The sequence below is a fragment of the Nitratireductor sp. GCM10026969 genome (assembly GCF_042660605.1).
Classification (GTDB): domain Bacteria; phylum Pseudomonadota; class Alphaproteobacteria; order Rhizobiales; family Rhizobiaceae; genus Chelativorans.
In genome coordinates, this window is sequence record NZ_JBHSUM010000074.1 from 1 (window position 1) to 20291 (window position 20291).

General features: G+C 65.6%; 19 protein-coding genes. 9 read left to right on the plus strand and 10 right to left on the minus strand.

Translation table 11 applies throughout. From position 1 onward, the window contains the following. Window positions 1-717, plus strand: a 717-nt coding sequence (locus ACFP9U_RS15175) for a pyridoxal-phosphate dependent enzyme (protein ID WP_378622659.1), incomplete at its 5' end; no start/stop codon positions are given. A gap of 28 nt (window positions 718-745) precedes the next feature. On the opposite strand, the gene ACFP9U_RS15180 is transcribed toward ACFP9U_RS15175, so the two are convergent. Then, window positions 746-1909, minus strand: a complete 1164-nt coding sequence (locus ACFP9U_RS15180) for a fumarylacetoacetate hydrolase family protein (protein WP_378622660.1) — start codon at window positions 1907-1909, stop codon at window positions 746-748. A gap of 143 nt (window positions 1910-2052) precedes the next feature. On the opposite strand from ACFP9U_RS15180, the gene ACFP9U_RS15185 reads away from it, so the two are divergent. Together ACFP9U_RS15185 and ACFP9U_RS15190 are read left to right on the plus strand one after the other, a co-directional pair. Further along, a complete protein-coding gene (locus ACFP9U_RS15185) occupies window positions 2053-2178 on the plus strand; it encodes a hypothetical protein (protein WP_322449719.1) in 126 nt (41 codons plus the stop codon). A gap of 133 nt (window positions 2179-2311) precedes the next feature. Further along, window positions 2312-3859 carry a phospholipase D-like domain-containing protein gene (locus ACFP9U_RS15190; RefSeq protein ID WP_378622662.1) on the plus strand — a complete coding sequence of 516 codons (1548 nt, stop codon included), beginning with the start codon at window positions 2312-2314 and terminating at the stop codon, window positions 3857-3859. On the opposite strand, the gene ACFP9U_RS15195 is transcribed toward ACFP9U_RS15190, so the two are convergent. Then, window positions 3775-4743, minus strand: coding sequence for a lysylphosphatidylglycerol synthase domain-containing protein (locus ACFP9U_RS15195; RefSeq protein ID WP_378622664.1), 969 nt, complete (start codon window positions 4741-4743; stop codon window positions 3775-3777). The genes ACFP9U_RS15190 and ACFP9U_RS15195 overlap by 85 nt on opposite strands. A gap of 110 nt (window positions 4744-4853) precedes the next feature. Here ACFP9U_RS15195 and ACFP9U_RS15200 point away from each other — a divergent pair, with 110 nt between their 5' ends. The 3 genes from ACFP9U_RS15200 (at window position 4854) to ACFP9U_RS15210 (ending at window position 8134) form a co-directional block, all read left to right on the plus strand. Beyond that, window positions 4854-5600 (plus strand): endonuclease/exonuclease/phosphatase family protein, encoded by a 747-nt coding sequence (locus ACFP9U_RS15200; protein WP_378622665.1) that lies wholly within the window; start codon window positions 4854-4856, stop codon window positions 5598-5600. A gap of 102 nt (window positions 5601-5702) precedes the next feature. Further along, window positions 5703-7253: a CHAD domain-containing protein gene (locus ACFP9U_RS15205; RefSeq protein WP_378622667.1), complete on the plus strand. Its 1551-nt coding sequence runs from the start codon at window positions 5703-5705 to the stop codon at window positions 7251-7253. Window positions 7254-7588: 335 nt separating this feature from the next. Continuing rightward, on the plus strand, window positions 7589-8134 hold the full coding sequence (locus tag ACFP9U_RS15210; protein WP_378622668.1) for a cytochrome P460 family protein: 546 nt from the start codon (window positions 7589-7591) through the stop codon (window positions 8132-8134). A 34-nt stretch (window positions 8135-8168) separates the two neighbouring features. On the opposite strand, the gene ACFP9U_RS15215 is transcribed toward ACFP9U_RS15210, so the two are convergent. After that, a complete protein-coding gene (locus ACFP9U_RS15215; protein ID WP_378622670.1) occupies window positions 8169-9527 on the minus strand; it encodes an aspartate aminotransferase family protein in 1359 nt (452 codons plus the stop codon). A gap of 1 nt (window position 9528) precedes the next feature. Further along, window positions 9529-9771 (minus strand): hypothetical protein, encoded by a 243-nt coding sequence (locus ACFP9U_RS15220; RefSeq protein WP_378622671.1) that lies wholly within the window; start codon window positions 9769-9771, stop codon window positions 9529-9531. Between the two features lie 304 nt (window positions 9772-10075). Between ACFP9U_RS15220 and ACFP9U_RS15225 the strand changes: the two genes are divergently transcribed. From ACFP9U_RS15225 to ACFP9U_RS15235, 3 genes are read left to right on the plus strand one after another with little or no spacing between them, the layout of a single operon-like run. Then, on the plus strand, window positions 10076-10816 hold the full coding sequence (locus tag ACFP9U_RS15225; protein WP_378622673.1) for an ATP-binding cassette domain-containing protein: 741 nt from the start codon (window positions 10076-10078) through the stop codon (window positions 10814-10816). Window positions 10817-10826: 10 nt separating this feature from the next. Then, window positions 10827-11843, plus strand: a complete 1017-nt coding sequence (locus ACFP9U_RS15230; RefSeq protein WP_378622676.1) for an ABC transporter permease — start codon at window positions 10827-10829, stop codon at window positions 11841-11843. A gap of 32 nt (window positions 11844-11875) precedes the next feature. Next, window positions 11876-12874, plus strand: coding sequence for a sugar-binding protein (locus ACFP9U_RS15235; protein ID WP_378622678.1), 999 nt, complete (start codon window positions 11876-11878; stop codon window positions 12872-12874). Window positions 12875-13021: 147 nt separating this feature from the next. Here the strand turns inward: ACFP9U_RS15235 and ACFP9U_RS15240 are convergent, their stop codons facing one another. The 6 genes from ACFP9U_RS15240 to ACFP9U_RS15265 all read right to left on the minus strand — a co-directional run. Then, on the minus strand, window positions 13022-13690 hold the full coding sequence (locus ACFP9U_RS15240; RefSeq protein ID WP_378622680.1) for a hypothetical protein: 669 nt from the start codon (window positions 13688-13690) through the stop codon (window positions 13022-13024). A 91-nt stretch (window positions 13691-13781) separates the two neighbouring features. Continuing rightward, window positions 13782-14819, minus strand: a complete 1038-nt coding sequence (locus ACFP9U_RS15245; protein ID WP_378622681.1) for an aldo/keto reductase — start codon at window positions 14817-14819, stop codon at window positions 13782-13784. 143 nt (window positions 14820-14962) lie between these two features. Then, window positions 14963-17137, minus strand: a complete 2175-nt coding sequence (locus tag ACFP9U_RS15250; protein WP_378622683.1) for a TRAP transporter permease — start codon at window positions 17135-17137, stop codon at window positions 14963-14965. An 89-nt stretch (window positions 17138-17226) separates the two neighbouring features. Then, entirely contained in the window at window positions 17227-18201 is a 975-nt protein-coding gene (locus ACFP9U_RS15255) for a TAXI family TRAP transporter solute-binding subunit (protein ID WP_378622685.1), read from the minus strand. 354 nt (window positions 18202-18555) lie between these two features. Next, entirely contained in the window at window positions 18556-19338 is a 783-nt protein-coding gene (locus ACFP9U_RS15260; protein WP_378622686.1) for a slipin family protein, read from the minus strand. Next, window positions 19335-20291 (minus strand): NfeD family protein (locus tag ACFP9U_RS15265; protein ID WP_378622688.1); only part of this gene is annotated, 957 nt, incomplete at its 5' end. The genes ACFP9U_RS15260 and ACFP9U_RS15265, both read right to left, overlap by 4 nt.

The following is a 20291-nucleotide window of genomic DNA, read 5'->3' on the forward strand; positions in this document are numbered from 1 at the left end:
GGCGCCACACTGATCCCGGTCGACGGCCGCACCAGCGACTGCTGCCGCCTGGCCGACCGGCTGGCGCGCGAGCGCGGCTGGGTGAACCTGACGACGACCTATCACAATCCCTACGGCGTGGACGCCTATGCGACGATCGCCTTCGAAATCGCCCATATCGATGCCGATGTGGTGCTACTGCCGATCTCCAGCGGGCCGCTTCTGGCGGGTATCATGAAAGGGTTTCAAACCCTGCTCGCGCGCGGCCGCATCAAGCGCGTGCCGCGCGCGATCGCTGTCCAGGCCGAAGCCTGCGCCCCCATCGCCCGGGCCTACCGGGAAGGGGATTCCATACGCGCTTGGCCGCACCAGACGACCGTGGCCTCCGCTCTCAACGACACGCTGGAAGGCTATGAGCGCGACGGCGACTATACGCTCGACTGGATCCGCCGCTTCGACGGCGCGGCCGTCGCGGTCGATGACCAAACGATCCTGAAAGGCGCGCGAACGCTCGCCGAAACGGAGGGCATCCTGACCGAGCCGAGCGCTGCCGTGCCGATCGCGGCTCTGGACCTGCTTCGCAATGAGGGCCTGGTCCGCCCGGACGACCGCGTAATCGCCGTGGCCACCGGGCACGGGCTGAAGGACCTTAGCTGGATCCAGTCGAACCCGGCAAGCACACCGCTCAGGCCGGACTTCGCGGCTCTCGCGCGCGTGCTGGAAACGGTGCGGCTGTAGATCGGCGCCAGGGCCCCGGCCCGAGCGTTCATCCAAGCAGCTCCCGGCTCGCCAGATTGCCCATCAGCGCGCCGATGCCGAAATCCCAGGGTGGGCACTCGGTCGAAAGGTTTACGCGGTTCCTGAGGACGCCAAGCCCCGGGGCGCTGATCTCCACCACATCGCCGATCTTGTGGGTGAAACCCTCGCCGGGCGCATCGCGGTCCTGGGTTGGCGCGAACAGTGTGCCGAGGAAGAGCACGAAGCCGTCAGGATACTGGTGGTGCCGGCCGATGGTCTGGGCCACGAGGTCGAGCGGATCGCGGCTGATCCGGGCCATGGAGCTGTGCCCGCGCAGCACGAAGCCATCCGGCCCGGTGACGGTCAGTTCGAGCTCGGCCGTGCGGACCTTGTCGAGGCTGTAGCCATCGTCCCAAAGCCGCAGCATCGGCCCGATGGAGCAGGAGGCGTTGTTGTCTTTCGATTTGCCGAGCAGCAATGCCGAGCGGCCCTCCAGGTCGCGCAGGTTGACGTCATTGCCGAGGGTGGCCCCCTTCACGCGACCCTTGCTGTCGACGGCGAGCACGATCTCCGGCTCGGGATTGTTCCAGGTGGAGGCGGGCAGAAGGCCGATATCCGCGCCCCAGCCGACCGAGGACAGGACCGGGCTCTTGGTGAAGACCTCGGCATCCGGGCCGATGCCCACTTCCAGATACTGGCTCCACATGCCCTCCTCGATCAGCGCCTGCTTCACGCGCGCCGCCTCGGGCGAGCCGGCCTTGATGTCGGTGAGACTGGTGCCGATGAGTTCCATCACGCGACGACGGATGGCGCCCGCCTTGTCGGGGTCGCCCTCGGCCTGTTCCTCGATCACCCGCTCGACCATGGATTGCGCGAAGGTCACGCCGCAGGCCTTGATCACCTGCAGGTCGCACGGCGCCAGCAGTGAGGGGCGCGCGGGATCCTGCCGGCCCGCCTCGCTGTTGGCGGCGATCGCCTCGAGCGTCCCGATCGTCTCGCCTTCCGCCGCCTTCGCCGCGGCGGCCGGATCCTCCTCCTCCAGGAGCGCGCTCAGCGTCGGATGCGCGCGCGAGGTAATATCCACCAGCACGCCTTCGCGCAGCACCACTACCGACGGGCCGGAAAGCTCCGGCCGCAGGACGCGGCCGACGAAGGTGCCCGATGGGTCGAGGTCGATTGGCAATCCGGTCATGTCTGCTCCCCTTTGTCGAATCCGCCGCAAGATAACGGCGAAGATGCTCCGCCGATAGTCCGCGCGCGACGGCTGCTTGGAACATCGAGCGCCCGTGATTGTTACCCTAGAACGGGCGCAAAGCGGAAAACAGGGAAGGACCGATGACCAGAAACGTGATCGTGGCCGCAATCGTCGTAGCGGTCGTCGTGGTGGCCCTGTTCTTCTTTCTCTGGCCCGAGGGCATCGAGAACCCGGATGAGATGCCGCCCCACGCTACGACCGACTAACGTCCCAGCACCAAGGCCAGGCGCACGCCGTTGGCGCCGCGCTCCCATTCAAGCTAGGAAACGAAAGCCTCAGCCGTGCGTTGTGCGTGTACGATCGCGCTGACGATTGACGCGAAACAGAGGGCAGGCCGGCATGCAGAGCGAACCAGAGGCGCCCGGGACAGCGGGGGCGGCGCACAAGAGCGGAAACATCCTCATTCCCGGCAGAAACTGCTTTGCCGTCGAGACCGCCCGGCGCGCCGCTCTGCTCATCGACGCGGAAGCCTATTTCGCCACGCTCGAACAGGTCCTGCGCAAGGCGACGCGCTCGATCGTCATCATCGGCTGGGATTTCGACGCGCGCATACGCCTGCGCCCCCAGGACGGCGACGACGCGCCGCGACTGGGGGAGCTTCTGCGCTCGCTGGTGGAGGAACGGCCGGAACTCGAAGTCCGTATTCTCATCTGGAGCCTTGCCGCCGTGCATGCGCCTGGCGCCGCGCTGCCCCTGATCCTAGGTGAAGAATGGCGGGACCATCCGCGCATCCAGCTGCGCCTGGACACCAATCACCCCTTCCATGCCGCGCATCACCAGAAGCTCGTCATCATCGACGATTCGCTTGCTTTCGTCGGCGGGATGGACCTGACGCTGGAGCGCTGGGACACGACACGCCACGAGGCCGAGGATCCCTTGCGCCGGCACCCCGACGGCACGCCCTACGATCCGGTCCACGATCTCCAGCTCGTCGTCGACGGCCCCGTCGTGCGGCCGATCGTCGAGGTAGCGCGGGAGCGCTGGCGGGACGCCGTTGGCGAGGATATCCCACCGCAACCCGCCGCCGAACGCTGGCCGGTGGAACTGGCGCCCGACTTCACCGATGTGCCCGTCGGCGTCGCCCGGACGCTTCCGCGCCTCAACGGGGAGATTGCAGTCGAGGAATCCGCCCGCCTGACCGAAGACGTGCTGCTCTCGGCCAGACGGACGATCTACATCGAGGCGCAATATTTCACCGCCAAGCGCCTGCGCCGGATCCTCGGCGATATCCTGCAGCGTCCAGACGGGCCGGAAGTCGTGGTGGTGTGCACGCAAAAGGCCAACGGTATCATCGAGCGCTTCATCATGGGCGCCAACCGCGAGCGGCTGCTGCGCAGCCTGAAGCGACTCGACCGCGATAACCGCCTGCACGTCTACCATCCCACCATTCCCGAAGACGGCGGCGACCACCGGCTGCTGGTGCACGCGAAGCTCATCATTATCGACGACACGCTGCTGCGCATCGGCTCGTCCAACCTCAACAACCGCTCTGTCGGCCTTGATTCCGAATGCGACCTGGCGATCGAGGCGGACCGGCCGGAAACACGGGCGGCGATTCTTGGCTGCCGCGACCGGTTGGTGGCCGAGCATCTCGATGTCGACCCGGCGCTGGTGCGGGCGGCCACACGCCGCGAAGGCGGCTTGAGCAGGGCCATCGACCGGCTGAACCGGCATCCCCGCGGGCTGCGGACCATGGATGTCGGACCCGGACCGACCCACTCCTTCCCCGGCACGCGGCTGCTCGACCCGGAGCGGCCCTTCCGGCTGGTGGAAAGGCTCCACCGCTTGCTGGGCCGCATTTTTCATCGCCGTCGGCCACGGCCCCAAAGCACCACCTCCGAAAAGACCAGCAGCAGGCTGCCGAGCGCCAGGGGCAGAAGGAAATAGACAAAGCGGAAGACGAGCACCGCTCCAATCAGCTCCGCGCGGGGGAGAAGATAAAGCACCACGCTCTCGATGACACCAAGCCCGCCCGGCACATGGGTGATCAGCGTCGCCACATTCGCGGACACGTAGACGGCCGCCACCTCGAGATAAGGCACGTCGGCCAGCGCGGCGATCGTCTGATGCAGCGCGGCGGCGACGAAGGCGAAGTTCACGGGCCCGAGGATCACCTGGCCGAGCGCCAGTTTGAAGCCAGGCATGGCCAGAGTCATGCCGCGGAAGCGCAGCGGCCGCTCGACCGTCGCCGCGAGCACGAGATAAAGGGCCGGCCAGAGAAGGCAGATCACCGCCACCAGGGTCACAAGGGAGGACGGTATGCCCATGACGTCGACGGCGAGGTCCGGATGGACGAGCAGGCCGACGCCGCCGAGGATCGACAGACCGAGCCCGACGGTAACCCCGCAAAAGACGATCACCTTGGCGACCTCCCCGGCACCCAGCCCCCAGCGCGAATAGAAGCGGTAGCGGATGGCGCCGCTCGAGAGCGCGGCGAGACCGATATTGTGACCAATCGACAGGCTGCAGAAGGAGGCCAGTGCCGCCCGCCGGTAGGCAAGCGGGTGGCCGGCATATTTGAGCGCCAGAAAGTCGAAGCCGGTCAGGGTCAGGTAGCTGGCCGCCGTGAAGCCGATCGCCAGCAGCATGTGATAGAGCGAGACCGCAGTGACGGCGGAGACCAGTTCCGGCCAGTCATATTGCGAAAGGGTCCGGTAGAGAAGGAAAGCGGCCAGCGCGACCGCCGCCACGGCGACGGTGTAGCCGAGATAGCGCCGGAACGGCCCGGCGTGCTTGGCCGGGCGTGCAGCGGCCCCGCTGTGGGAGGTCAAGGCAGATATCCTCTCGTCATTGTCGTGAAGCGACAACGCGCCAGGGGGAATTGCGATCCGGCAACCCCGAAAACCCGTCAACGATCCCGCCGCTCATGCGTTCAGCAGACATGGAACCGCAAGACACCCCGCAGACGGATGAAACAGAGCAGGCCGGTGCGGTCGCTAAGGTCCGCACCATGACGTGGAACATCCACGGCGGGGTGGGTCCGGACCGCCGCCGCGACCTGCAGCGCGTGGTGGAGATCGTACGCCGCCACGATCCCGACATCGTCGCCCTGCAGGAGATCGACTCCCGGCGCTCGGTGGAAGCGGCCGACGCCTTCGCCTTCCTCGCCACCGCGCTTGGCGGCAATTCGCGGGAAAGCCGGCTGATCACCGCGCCGGACGGCGACTACGGTCACGCCGTCATCAGCCGCTGGCCGATGTCGGGCACCACCTGGCATGACATCTCCTACCGCCGGCGCGAGCCGCGCGCGGCGATCGAGACCCACGTGCACACGCCCTTCGGTCCCCTCCACCTGGTTGCCGCGCATCTGGGCCTGAGTCTGGGTGAGCGCCGGCACCAGGCGCGGCTCATCGCCGAGATCTGCCGGCAGAGCCTGGAACGGACGGTCATCCTCGGTGACTTCAACGACTGGATCTGGCGCGGCTCGGTTCAGACCACGCTCAACCGCCTCTTCCCCGGCCACAGCCACATGAAGACCTACCCCGCCTTCCGCCCCCTCTTCGCGCTGGACCGCGTCTACTGCCGCCCGTCCGAAATGCTGCGCGAAAGCTGGACGGATCCGGAGGCACGCAAGGCGTCGGACCATCTGCCGGTGTTCGCGGAGCTGACAATGGAGGAGCGGAGGTAGATTGCCGTGCCCGGCTCATCGGATGGCGCCTCTCAACCTGCCCCCTTGCTGCTGCCCGCAGGTGTGGATAAGACTGTATCAAAATCGAAACGAAACCGTCGCATGAGCGAAATCGAGTTAAAGTTCCTGCTCGACCAGCAGAGGTCGCGTGAAATTTGGGCGCGCTTGGCGGCGTCGGAACTTGTCAATGGCGGCCGCAGAACGAAGACGCTCAGAAGCGTCTATCTGGATACGCCTGAACATGCGTTGAAAAAAGCGGGCATCGCGCTGAGGCTGCGCCGCGATGGGCGGCGGTGGATACAGACCGTCAAGACCCGGGGAGGATTGCACGGCGGCCTCTCCCAGGCTGGCGAGGTTGAGAACCCGGCGCCCGGCGGGCGCGTGTGTCTCGATGCAATTCCTGAATTGTCCGTCCGTGAATCGGTCGTCCGACACATCAACGGCACCTCGCTCGAGCCCATTTGCGAGACGGTCATCAAGCGCACGACGAGCGAGCTCGTCCTCGAGGACGGCACGCGGGCGGAGATCGCCGTCGATGTCGGGGAAGTCCGGGCAGGCGAGCGCTCGGCCGCGCTGTCGGAGGTGGAGATCGAACTTCTCGCCGGCAACCCGTCGGGGCTGTTCGACATCGCCCACATACTGTTTCCCGAAGGCGGCATTCGCTTCTCCCGGCTTTCCAAAGCGGCGCGCGGCTATCTATTGGCCAAGGAGGGGCAGATCGACGCGCCGCTGGCCCCGCGCAAAGCCTTGAACGTAGCGCTCGATCACACGCAGACCGCCGAACAAGCCGCGCGCGACACGCTGCGCGAATGCCTCGATCAGATCGCCACCAACGTGCTGGTGATCCGGCAGATGAATGATCCGGAGGGGCCACACCAGTTGCGGATTGGCCTGCGCCGTCTGCGCAGCGCGTTTTCCGTCTATGGCCCGGTGCTGCAAAGCCCGGACATGGAGCGGCTCAATGCCGAGGCGCGCTGGCTCGGCCAGGAGGTCGGGAGCCTCAGGGATCTCGACGTGGTGGCGAACGAGAAATTGCGCCGGGAAGCCGAAACCCATCCCGGAGAGCCGGCACTGGCGGCCCTCGCGGAGACCGTCACGCAGCAAGCGGCGCAACAGCGCGAACACCTGCGCCAGCTTCTCACCGGTTCCCGCGTGCAGGCGTTCCTCATCGATCTGTCCCGCTTCGTGGAAACGCGCGGGTGGCTCGTGCCCCAGGATTTCGGCCAGACCGGACGACTGGCGGCACCCGTCCGGGAACTGGCCGTCCAGGCGCTCGACAAGCGCTGGAAAAAGGCCGTCAAGCGCGCGCGCGGGCTGGAGCACCTGACGGTGGAAGAGCGTCACGAATTGCGCAAGGAGCTGAAGAAACTGCGCTATGCCGCCGAGTTCTTCTCCTCGCTTTTTCCGGCGAAGCGTGTCGGTCCGTTCCTGAAGCGACTGAAGAAACTGCAGACGGTCTTCGGCGATCTGAACGATGCGGCAACGGTGGGGGCGATGTTCACCGGGACGGAGGTGCCCGGTGCCGGCGATCCCCTTGCGCAACGCGCCATGGGCTGGATGATCGGAGCCAGCGAGGCGCGCGCCGAATTCCGCTGGACCGGCGCCAAGGCCTTGTGGCGGGGCCTCAGGCAAACCCGCCTGTTCTGGCAGTGAGCGGCGAGGCTGGACCGGGGGCGGATGAGCTCCCCTATCGCTTAAGATCGCGCTGAAGCGACCCGGCCTGTTCTCTGCCTGCCGGTCATCTCGGACAGAATTGCCGTGGTCTTGGCAGGAACCATCAGGCAGCGCACGAGTTGGCCTTATGGGTTGCAGGCCATGCACACCGTCTGGACGAAAGCAGCCCGGACGGGGCATCGAAAGCCGACGGCTGCCGACTGCGGCGCGGGAACACCGACCTGCGTCAGATGGCGTCCGATCCACACCGTTTCAGGAAGCGTGCCGTATCGACAGCCGATCCCATCCATCCAGGCAAGGAGGAGGCACTGGACATGATCGGCACTCGGACACTTACGCCTTACGCAACAGTCGCTGCGCTTTTGCTCGTTCAGCCCGCGCTCGGTCAGGAGCAGGCACCGCCTTTCGGCGGCCCGGATCAGGTCGACTTCGCCGAAGAGCTTTGGCAAGCGCTGGAAGAAAGGGGCATTGTCGGTGAGGATGCCATCCAGACCCACCCCTATGCCGGCACCTCGATGCACGGGCCGGTTATCCAGTACCTGTCCGGCAAGGTGACGGTCGCCGACCATACCGGCACATTCATCCTCAAGCGCAACTACCGCGGAGAGGACCTGTCGGTGGAAGAGACCTTCAGGGATCCCTTGCAGAACTTCGATTCAATGGGCGTGATGTTCCGCCGCGAGGAGGGCTACGCTCCCGATAGCGGCAATTGGTTCTGGGTAAAATTCATGCCCGACGGTGCCGTGGCCACGACGCCGGACGGCGCCAACATGGCCGGCAGGATCGCTCCCTGCATCGGCTGCCACCAGCCGGCAGAGGGCGGTGATTTCGTCTTCAGTCACGACCGTTTCGCGCAGTGATGCGGCGTTCACCGGTGCGAGAACCGGGTCGCCGTCACACGCCGACCTCCCGCGACACTTCCGCAATCGCCGCCTCGGCGACGTCGAACATCTCGTCGATCTCCTTCTCCGAGATGATGAGCGGCGGGCAGAAGGCGAGCGCGTCGCCCATGTTGCGGGAGATCAGGCCGTGCGCATGCATGGCCTGGTTGACGCGCGCGCCGAGAGCGCCGGGGATATCGGCAAGCGTTTCGTGGAAGACCTCCACCGCGCCGATCAGGCCGATGCCGCGCGCTTCGACCGCGAGCGGGAGGTCCTGAAGCGCCTTCAGCCGCGCCAGAAAGCGCGGGTTGACGCGGCGCGCGTGGGCGACGAGGTCGCGTTCCTCCATGATCTTCAGGTTTTCGAGCGCCACCGCCGCGGCGACCGGATGGCCGCTGCCGGTAAAGCCGTGGCCGAAGGTGCCGATGCGGTTCGATTCGTCGGCGACCGGCCGGTAGACCTTCTCGTTCACGAGCAGCGCCGAGATCGGCATGTAGGAGGAGGAGAGCTGCTTCGACAGGACCATGATGTCGGGCTCCAGACGATAGGTCGTGGTGCCAAACAACTCGCCCGTGCGGCCGAAGCCGCAGATCACCTCGTCGGCGACGAAAAGGATGTCGTATTTCCTCAGGACCGGCTGCACCGCCTCCCAATAGCCCTCCGGCGGCACGATGACGCCGCCCGCCCCCATCACCGGCTCTGCGAAGAAGGCGGCGATGGTCTCCGGGCCCTCGGCTAGGATGAGGTCTTCGAGATCGCGTGCGCAGCGCGCGGCGAACTCCCGCTCACTTTCGCCGTCGGCCTTCATGGTGCGGTAGTGCGGGCAGGTGGTGTGCAGTACGCCGGCAATGGGCAGGTCGAAGGAACGGTGGTTGTTCGGCAGGCCGGTCAGGCTGGCCGAGGCGATGGTGACGCCGTGATAGCCTTTCACGCGCGAGATGATCTTCTTTCTCTGCGGCTCGCCAAGCGCGTTCGAACGGTACCAGATGAGCTTGATGGCGGTGTCGTTGGCCTCCGAGCCGGAATTGGTGAAATAGGCCTTGGACATGGGCACCGGCGCCATGCCGACCAGCTTCTCGGCAAGCTCGACGGAGGGCCCGTGCGACTTGTGCGTGAAGGTGTGGTAATAGGGCAGTTTCTCCATCTGCCGCGCGGCGGCCTCAGCCAGGCGCTTTTCGCCGAAGCCCAGCGCCACGCTCCACAGGCCCGCCATGCCCTCGATATAACGCTTGCCGTTGTTGTCGTAGACGTGGATTCCCTCGCCGCGTTCGATGACAAGGGGTCCGGTCTCCTCGTGCCGGCGCGCATCCGTGTAGGAATGGAGCTGGTAGGCGACGTCGCGGGCTTCGATGGAATTGGGCAGTCGGCTCATGTCAGACCTCTCGATTGTCCCTGGCGCGTTCTTCGCGGCCGGCCGTCAGGAAGTTTCCGCATTGCACCCGGCAAACGGCGGTGGCGGTGCCCGAGATGCGCGTCGGCACGGCACCAAAGCGGTTGCGCTTGCCCAACTCGCGGGTCACAATGGCGCGCGCGGCCTGCCTGGGACGCGATGGAAAGGTGCAGCAACGGCGCTGCGGCTGGTGGAGAATCCGCCGATCGTCGAAGATGCTTTTCATCCGCGCCCGCCGTCTGCTCGTGTTTCGGGTCCGCCGGCCGCCATCGGCCGCGCCTCACCGGCCGACGGATCGAGGGAAGCGCCCGCACCGGTCCTTCGGGAATGGCCGAAAAGGGCCGTAAACACAAGAGGCAGGCGCGCACCGGCCAAAGGGCTGAAGGCCGGCGGGTCTTTCCTGTTGCGCACCGCTGTTTGCAGACTAACGGTTCAGACAAAAAATATTGCCAGCGTGCCGCCTCTTCGCTTAAGCTGCCCTCATCAAACAGCATCATAAGCTGTGGGGTATAAAGGGAGGAGGATGTCGCATGGCGGTTCTCGAACTGCAGCGCATATCCAAGAGTTTCGGAGCGATCCGGGCGCTGGAAGCGGTCGACCTGAAGATCGAGGAAGGCGAGGTGGTCGGCCTGATGGGCGACAACGGGGCCGGCAAATCCACCCTTGTCAAGATCATCGCCGGCAATTTCCCGCCCACCGCAGGCACCATGCTGATCGACGGCCAGGAGGTGCACTTTTCCAAGCCGGTCGAAGCGCGGCGCAAGGGTATCGAGATCGTCTATCAGGATCTGGCGCTGTGCAACAATCTGTCCGCCGCGGCGAATGTCTTCCTCGGCCGGGAGATCAAGCGCCGGCTTGGGCCCATCCGCTATCTCGATCATAAGGCCATGTATGAGCGCGCTGGCGAGATCTTCGGCGAGCTGAAGTCGGAAACGCGCCCGCGCGACCTCGTCCACCGCATGTCGGGCGGCCAGCGGCAGGCCGTCGCCATCGCCCGCACGCGGCTCAGCGACCCCAAGCTGGTGCTGATGGACGAGCCCACGGCGGCCATCAGCGTGCGCCAGGTGGCCGAGGTGCTCGACCTGATCCGCAGGCTCAAGGAAACCGGCCATGCCGTCGTCCTGATCTCGCACCGTATGCCGGATGTCTTCGCCGTCTGCGAGCGGGTGGCGGTCCTGCGGCGCGGCAAGAAGGTCGCCGACAAGCCCGTCGCCGATTCCTCGCCGGAGGAAGTCACCGCCCTGATCACCGGGGCGCTCCATGAGGCATGAGGGGGAAACGATGAGCGAAAGCGCGGAGCGCCGATCCGTGACCGATATCTCGGATGTGACGAGCCAGCAGTCGAGCACGGGCCTGCAACGCATCATCAACACCCAGCCCTTCTGGGTGTTCGTGGCCCTCATCATCATCTGCATCTTCATGGGAACGATCAGCGATACGTTCCTGAGCGAGCGCAATCTGTTCACCACCACGCGCAACTTTGCCTTCATGGCCATCGTCGCGCTGGGCATGACGACAGTGATCGTCACCGGCGGCATCGATCTTTCGGTCGGCTCGGTCATGGGGCTTTCGGGCATCATGGCCGGCATCACGCTCGCCGCCGGCTATCCGTTGTGGCTCGGCCTTGTCGCCTGCCTCTTGTCCGCCATGGCGGCGGGTGCGGTGAACGGTTTTCTCATCGCCTATCTCAGAATGTCCCCCTTCGTGGTGACGCTCGGCATGCTGGCGATAGCGCGCTCGCTCGCGCTGGTCGTCTCCAACAACCGAATGTTCTACCAATTCGGCCCCGACGAGGGCCTGTTCCTGGCCATCGGCGGCGGACGTCTGATGGGGCTTGCCAATCCCGTCTGGGCGCTGATCGTGCTGACCCTCGTGTTCATGTGGCTCTACCGCTATTCCACCTGGGGCCGGCACGTCTTCGCCATCGGCGGCAACATGGAGGCGGCCAAGCTGAGCGGCATACCCGTCGAGCGCGTTTTGATGTCGGTCTACATGGTCTCCGGGCTGATGGCGGGCATCGCCTCGTTCCTGATGGTCGGCTGGCTCGGATCGGTGACGAACGCGCTGGGACAGACCTACGAATTGCAGGTCATCGCGGCAACGGTGATCGGCGGCGCCAATCTGATGGGCGGCTCCGGCTACGCCATCGGTGCGCCGATCGGCGCCGCCCTGGTGGAAGTGATCCGCAACAGCCTGCTCCTTGCGGGCGTGGACCCCTACTGGCAGGGAACATTTCTCGGCGGCTTCATCATACTCGCCGTGCTGCTCGAAAAGATCCGCGGAAGACGGATGGAATGAGAAGACCAAACCGCAAACTCGGGAGGACTAGCATGAAACTCAAATACAGCCTGCTTGCCGGCATTGCCGTGGTCATGGCCACGGGGCTGACCGCCGAGGCACAGGAAGAATACCGCTTCGCCCTGGTGCCGAAGGCCATGAACAACCCCTTCTTCGACCTCGCCCGCGACGGCTGCAAGGCCGCCGAGGAAGAGATGGAAGGCGTCTCGTGCTACTATATCGGCCCCAGCGAGCACACCGAGCAGGAGCAGATCCAGATCATCCAGGACCTGATCACGCAGGGTGTGGACGGCATCGCTGTTTCGCCTTCGAACGCGCCGGCTGCGGCCCGCGCGCTTAAGGCAGCCAACGAGGCCGGCATTCCCACCATGACCTGGGACGCTGATCTTCTGGAGGAGGACAAGGAGGTCCGCGCCACCTATGTCGGCACGCTGAACTACGACATCGGCGTGAACCTCGCCAAACTCGCCCAGGAGATGAAGCCGGAGGGCGGCTCCATCTGCCTGCAGTCGGGTGGCGCGGCCGCGGCCAACCACAACGAGCGCCTTCAGGGCATTCGCGACACGCTGGCCGGTACCGAAGGCACGGAACCGCCCGGCGAGCGGCTTTCCGGCGACAATGGCTGGACCGAGGTCGAGGGCTGCCCGCTGTTTACTGACGACGACAGCGCCAAGGCCGTGCAACAACTCTCCGACATCATGAACCGGCATCAGGATCTCGACGTCTTCATCTCAACCGGGGCCTTCACGCAATGGTCGGACAATGCCTACCGGCAGGCGATCGAGCCCTACATGAGCAAGCTTGAGTCCGGTGAGCTTATCGTGCTCGTGGCCGATACGCTCCCCATGCAGATGGGTCAGCTGAAAGACGGCCTGAGCCACGGCCAGGTGGGCCAGCGCCCCTACGAGATGGGCTACCAGGCCATGCACATCCTGAAGGACCTGGCGGAAGGTAAGGAGGTGGATGACCCCATCTATACGGGTCTGGACGTCTGCACGCAGGAAAACGCCGAGGAGTGCCTGCAGCAGTAACCGAGTCATCCCGCACAAGCTGAACCGAGCGGAGGTTGTCTGGAATGCCACGATGGATCCCGGCAACGCTCCGCTCGACTGGGATGACCTGCAGCAGGGCCGGCCCGGCGTGCGTTCATCGGCGGGCCACCTTGCCGCATACCCGGATCAGCAGGGCTCGTCGGCCTCGGCCGCAGCCGTCGGCTCGCCTTCCTGCTGAGCCTCGATGTCCTGCTGTGACGTAGCTATCTGCTCGCCGGATTCATCGCTCTCGCCACTGGCCAGCGGCATCGTTCCGCCTTCCTTCTGCACGAGGTCCTGGCGATCTTCCGCCCTGCCGGCATCTTGCGCTTGCCGCTCCGCATCACCCGGATCAACTTCGAGCGGGGCCGTGCTGCCGTCCTTCTCGATGGGCGGCGTCCCGACGAAATCCGACTCCGATGTCGATGCAGTCGTCTCGGTATCGATGTCGGCCTCGGCCGCAGCCGTGGGCTCGCCTTCCTGCTGGGCCTCGACATCCTGCTGTGACGTCGCGATCCGCTCACCGTATTCATCCTCCTCACTGGAAGATAGCGGCATTGTGCCGCCGTCCTTCTGGACGAGGTCCTCGCGGTCTTCCGGCCCGGTGGCATCCTCTGCTTGCTGCCCGGTGGAATCCCGCGGTTCGGGCTCGAGCGGAGCGTTGCTGCCGTCCTTCTCGATGGGCGGCGTCTTGACGGCCTCCGAGGAGGTCTCAGTTGACGCGGTCTCTTGCATGTCCACGCAATCGGCGAAGGCAAAACCGCCGGACAGCGCCAGAACGGCGCTGGCGGTCGTAAGTTTTGCTAACACGTTCATGGCTTGGTTCCTTTCATCGCTGACGCAAGAAACGAAGCCTGACGGTATTGGTTCCCTCCATTTTCAGCAGCCGTCGCCAGCGGCCTTACGCTCAATCGCCGGGCGTCGGCGCATCCTGCCGCAGGAGATCCGCGCCCTTCAGATCGGACCAGAGTGCGGCCGGGATCGGCCGGGCGAGAAGATCGATGTTGGCTTGCACCTCTGCCGCGGTCACCGCGCCGGGGATAACCGTCTTGACCGCCGGATGGCCGAGCACGAACTGCAACGCCGCCTCGATCAGCCGCACGCCGTGGTCGGTGCACACCGCCTCGATCCTGCGCACCCGCTCCAGGATCTCCGGCGGGGCGAAATCGTAGTTGTAGCGCGCGCCCTCGACCGCGCCCGTCGCCAGAATACCGGAATTGAACGGCCCGCCGTTAACGATGCCGACGTCCCGCTCGACGCAGCGCGGCAGGAAAGTGTCGAGCGCCTCCTGCTCCAGAAGCGTGTAGCGGCCGGCGAGCAGGAATCCGTCGAATTCGCCGAGATCCAGCAGCTTTTCACACACCTGCCACTCGTTCACACCAGCGCCGATCGCCTTGACGCGGCCGGCCGCCTTCAGCTCTTGAAGCGCACGATAGCCGCCGCCGTCGAACAGTTCGCGCACCTTTTCATCGCTCGCCTCGCGGCTGCCATGGGTGAAGACGTCGACGTCGTGCACGAGCAGGAGATCGACGGACTCCACACCGAGCCGCGCAAGGCTCGCCTCGTGGCTCTTCATCACCCCGTCATAGGTGTAGTCGTAGACGAAGCGCTTCTGCGGAACGTCGACAAAGGCGGCGGGCGTTACCTCCTCCGGCGCGCAGTCTTCGAGAAGCCGCCCCACCTTTGTCGACAGCGTCACGCCGTCCCGCGCGAAGCGGGCGACGGCGCGGCCCACGCGCCCCTCGGAAAGGCCGAGCCCGTATTGCGGCGCGGTGTCGAAATAGCGTACGCCGCCGTCATAGGCGGCCTGCAGCGCCGCCTGCGCGTCCTCTTCCTCGACACGGCGATAAAGGTTGCCGATCGGCGCTCCGCCGAAGCCGAGTCGGGTGAGCGTGACGGGCGTGGCCGCCTCTTCTTGCAACGTGACTTTATCGGATGCCTGCACGGATCGTCCTCCCTTCGCCGCTACCGCTCGGCAGTCTCGCTACCGGGACGGCGCTGTCAACAGGGACGGCTCGCTATCGCGAGGGCTCGTTGTCGATGCCTGCGCCCCTTCGTGAAGGGGCGCAGCGTTCACAACCGTCCCGGCTACTCCGCCTGCCGTGGCACCGCTCGCGTATCGACGAAGCGCCACTGGTAAAGGAAAAGCGCGGTACCGATGACGACGCCGAGCAGGTCGGTCAGCCAGCCGCCCTTGATCATGCAGAGCGCCGCCACCAGAAGCACCCCGCGGAAGGCGATGTTCATCGGCCCGAAGAACCAGCCCTGAACGGAGGCGGCCAGGAGGTAGATGCCGATGCATGCCGTCACGAAGACGTGCAGGATATCGAGCCACGGGCCCTGCATGAGCAGCGCCTGCGAATAGAAGAACATGAAAGGCACGACGAAGGCGGCGAGCCCGAAGCGGAAGCTCTCCACCGAGGTGCGCATGGGGTCGGAGCCCGACAGCGCCGCCCCCGCATAGGCCGCCAGCGCCACCGGCGGCGTGATGGCCGACATGACCGCGAAATAGAAGACAAAGAAATGCGCCGTCAGGACCGGTATGCCGAGCGCCACGAGGCCGGGCGCCACCACCGCGGCGGCCACGGCGTAGGCAGCGGTCGTCGGCATTCCCATGCCCAGGATGACGGAGATGCACATGGCGAAGAACAGCGCGAGAAGCTGGTTCTGGGCGGCGATCGCCAGGAGCAGGCTGGAAAAGCGCGCGCCGACGCCCGTCAGTGCGATGACGCCGACGATGATGCCCGCGCAGGCGCACACCGCCACGAGCTGCAGCGACATCCGCGCCGCCAGGTTCAGCGCCCGCAGTACGGACCGCACGCCCATGCGGTGCGGCGTCAGCCAGCTCACCACCGCTGCCGCCGCCATGGCCAGCGTGCCGGCGCGGATAACCGAATAGCCGGCAAACAACGCATAGATCAGGATGACGATGGGAATGAAGAGATAGACCTGCTTTAAAAGCTCCTTGAAGACCGGGAGTTCCTTGCCGGGCAGACCCTTCATGCCGAGCCTGGTCGCCTGCAGGTCGACCATGAAATAGACCGAGGCGAAATAGAGGATCGAGGGAATGATGGCCGCGACGACGATCTCGGTATAGGGAATGCCCGTCACCTCGGCCATGATGAAGGCACCGGCTCCCATGATGGGCGGCATGATCTGCCCGCCGGAGGAGGCTGCCGCCTCGATGGCGGCGGAGCTGCGCGCGGGATACCCGACCTTCTTCATGAGCGGGATGGTAAGCGAGCCGGTGGAAACGACATTGCCGGCCGACGTGCCGTTGATCATGCCCATCAGGCCGGAGGCCAGGATCGCCACCTTGGCCGGCCCGCCGCTCGCCCGCCCGGCGGCCGCGAAGGCGAAGTTGACGAAATAGTCACCCACCTTGGAAGCCTGCAGGAACGCGGCGAAGGTGATGAACAGGATGATGTAGGTCGAGGAGACCGCGATCGGCGCGCTGAGAATGCCCTGGTCGGTGAAGATGTAGGTGAAGAAGCGCTGCGCATCATAGCCGCGATGGGCGAGGAAGCCCGGCAGATAGGGCCCGATGAAGGAATAGAGAATAAACACCGAGGCGATGATGACGAGGGCGAGGCCGGCGGCGCGGCGGGTGATCTCGAGGATGAGCAGCACGCCGGCAAGCGCCGCATAGAAATCGGCCGGCTGGGCCATCGCCGTGCCCGCCCTGAGCCTTAGAGCCCCGACATTGAAGAGGATGTAACCGAGAACGGCGATCGTGGCCGCGCCGAGTACATAGTCCGACCAGGGAACGCGCCGGTCGCTGCGCTCGGGGAAGAACCAGCCGGCCAGAATGGCGGCGATCGTGCCGACCACGAGCGGGATGCCGTAGGTGGAAAAGACGAAACCGGGCGGAAGCGCGATGCCGGCGATCCACCAACCGCCCCAGGCATAGGCGATCATTCCCAGGCCGTAGCCCACGCCGGCGACGCCGACCACCATCAGCGGCCATTCGAACGCGCTGCGCCGGCCGGCCTCCAGGCTCTCGCGAACCACGTCGCTCGAGGAATAAACGAGGAACCCCAGGACGAGCCCGCCACACAGGTGGAGCATGCGGTAGGTCCACGGCTCCAGCGGATAGAAATTCATCACGATGATGTGGAAGGCGGCGTAGACGACGCTCAGCGTCACCACCGCCAGGCGCAGCCGCCCTTCGTGGCTGCGCTGGTTGCCCGCCAGCACCTCCTCGTCGACGCCCCTGGCGAGAAGTTGATCGGTGCTGGCCGATTGGTCTGCGGCATTGGACATTGTGTTGAGCCTCGTGGTCCCGGAAGCTCGCCCGGAGCGCCGGTGAGAGCGGCGGACGCCTTAGCGCCCGCCGCACGGATCGGAACGCCTTATTCGGGCTTCAGCTCGTCGGGAATGGTGACGCCGGCCTCTTCATAATAGCGCACCGCGCCCGGATGAAATGTCATGAACGTGTTCTTGTCGACATTCTCCGGCACCGTCTCCTTCGCACTGGCATGGATCGAGCGCATGCGGTCGTTGTTCTCCATCACCAGCTTGGTGATTTCGTAGGCGAGGCTTTCGGGCATGTCCTCATGGGCGATGGCGAAGTTCCACATGGCCACGGTCTGCTGCGGGTCGGGGAAGCCCTCGTAGAGCCCGCCCGGCACCTCGAAGGGAGCCACCGGATGCGCCTCGACGATCTGCTCCTGCTGTTCGGGCGTGAAGCCGAAGATGTTGACATCGTTTTCCGCCGCGATCTGCGCGAAAGCCGAGATCGGAACGCCGGCGGCGAAGGCGAAGGCGTCGATCAGGCCGTCCTTGACCTGGCCCACCGCGTCGTTGGCACCGGAGTAGCTGATCTCGGGGCTGATCCCCAGCGTCTCGAAATAGCGCGGCCAGTAGGTGGCGGCGGTGCCGCCGGCCGGGCCGACGGAGACGCGCTTGCCGTCGAGATCGGTCACGTTTTCGATGCCGGACGAAGCCAGCGCGACGACCTGGAAGGGCGTCTGGTACATCGGAAACAGAGCGCGCAGGCTCTGGTGCTCGACGCCCGGCGCCAGCTCGCTCTCACCGGTCCAGGCCTCGTGAGCCGGGCCCATGGTGACAAGCCCGAGCTGGTGATCGCCGGTTTCGACCAGCGTTGCGTTCTGCACCGGACCGCCCGTCACCTCGGCCGAGGCGTTGACGTCGAGTTCCTGGGAAATGAGATTGGCAAGGCCCGTGCCGTAGATGAAATAGGTTCCGCCCTGGCTGGCCGTGCCGACGGTCATGCTGGACGGCCAGTCTTCGCGATCCTGAGCGACGGCCGGACCGGCAAGACAGAGCGCCGCAACATTCAATGCGGCCATAACGAACGTGCGCATGGCAATCCTCCCTATAATGTATCAAACATGTTCCACCGGCGCGCGAAACCGTTCGCGCGGGCGGTGAGCGACGCCCTATAGCTGCCGCCCCCCGCAGCATTTTCAACGCTCTCCCTCGGAAAACATGGCTTTTTTTCCGGGTCGGCGCAATGCGATGTGTGGAATCGGTGACAAAGCGGCCGGGTGGTGTTTCGAAACCCACCCATCGGATGAGGACAGCTTCCTTCCCCCGGCTGCCATGCTCGCTCGCGGTGGCAGTTCCGGCCGCCAGTCCTCACGATCCAGTGGTCAACGCTCCGGCCCCATGCATGCGTGTCGTGAGCCCGGCTCAATTCACCATGTCGCGTCCGCCGCCTACTCGCCCTTTTCCCTGGTCAGTTTCGACAGGCCGGGCACGATGCTGGCCATCTCCATCGGGAAGGGGAAGACGATGGTGGAGTTCTTTTCGGCCGCCACCACGTTGAGCGAACTCAGATAGCGAAGCTGCATGGCCTCCGGCTGGCGGGCCAGGATTTCGGCCGCCTCGAGCAGCTTCTGGGCGGCCTGCTGCTCGCCCTCCGCGTTGATGACCTTGGCGCGCCGCTCGCGCTCGGCCTCGGCTTGGCGGGCGATGGCGCGCACCATGGATTCGTCGATGTCGACATGCTTGATCTCGACATTGGCGACCTTGATGCCCCAGGCGTCCGTCTGCCGGTCGAGGATCTCCTGGATGTCGGCGTTGAGCTTGTCGCGCTCGGCCAGCATCTCGTCGAGGTCGTGCTTGCCGAGAACCGAACGCAGCGTCGTCTGGGCGAGCTGGCTGGTCGCCATCATGAAATCCTCCACCTGGATCGTCGCCCTTTCTGCGTCGATGATGCGGAAATAGAGCACCGCGTTCACCCGCACCGAAACGTTGTCGCGGGAGATGACGTCCTGGCCCGGCACGTCGAGCACCAGCGTGCGCAGGTCCGCGCGGACCATCTGCTGGACGAAGGGAATGAGCAGGATAAGCCCCGGCCCCTTGGTTGCGGTGAAACGGCCGAGCGTGAAGACGACACCGCGCTCGTATTCGCGCAGGATCTTGATCGCCGAGGCGAGCAGCGCCAGCAGAAGGACGATCAGCACTGCATAGAAGGTGAAGCCGCCGAACAGATTCATGGGTTTTCTCCTCTCCCGTTCTTCTCCTGCGCGTCCGTCGCGACATGCAGCAACAGCCCGTCGCGGCCGGTCACGCGGATCGGTGTGTCCACCTCGAGCGGCTCGGCCGAGGTAGCCCTCCAGCGTTCCCCGAGCACGAACACATAGCCCTGTGTTCCATTCCAGTCATGCACAGTGCCCGTCGCGCCGATGAGTTGGTCCTCGCCGGTAACGACGCCGCGCCGGTGCGACGTCCAGGCAAGCCTTATGATGAGGAAGGTGAGCGCGAGGCTGACCGCGCCGACGGCAGCGACCACCGGCCAGGAAAGCTGCAGCCCGGGCACGTCGGTATCGAACAGGATCGTGGCGCCGAGCACCAGCGCCACCGTCCCGCCGATGCCGAGTATGCCGAAGGAAGGGGCGAAGGCTTCCGCCGCGATCAGGCCGATGCCGAGCAGCATCAGACCGGCGCCGGCATAGGTGACCGGCAGCACCGCCAGGGCGTAAAGCCCCGTGAGCAAGCTGATCGCGCCCACGGTGCCGGGCAGCATGGCCCCGGGATTGAGGAACTCGAAAATCAGCCCGTAGATGCCGATCATCATCAGGATGAGCGCCACATTGGGATTGGTGATGACGGCGAGGAGCTGCGTGCGCCAGTCGGGCTCGATCTCCTCGACGGCGATGCCGGCGGTCTCAAGCCTGATCTCGCGGTCGGCGAAGGAGATCGTGCGCCCGTCGATTTCGGCGAGAAGCGCCTCGACGTTGCGGGCGACGACATCGATCACGCCTTCTTCGAGCGCGGCGGAGGACGACAGGCTCTCCGCGCGGCGGACCGCGCGCTCGGCCCATTCGGCATTGCGGCCGCGCAGCTCGGCAAGGCCGCGGATATAGGCGACGGCGTCGTTGATCGCCTTCGCCTCGGAGGCGTCTTGCGGCGCTTGCGCCTCGCCCTCGGCACCTTCGTCCGCCTGCTG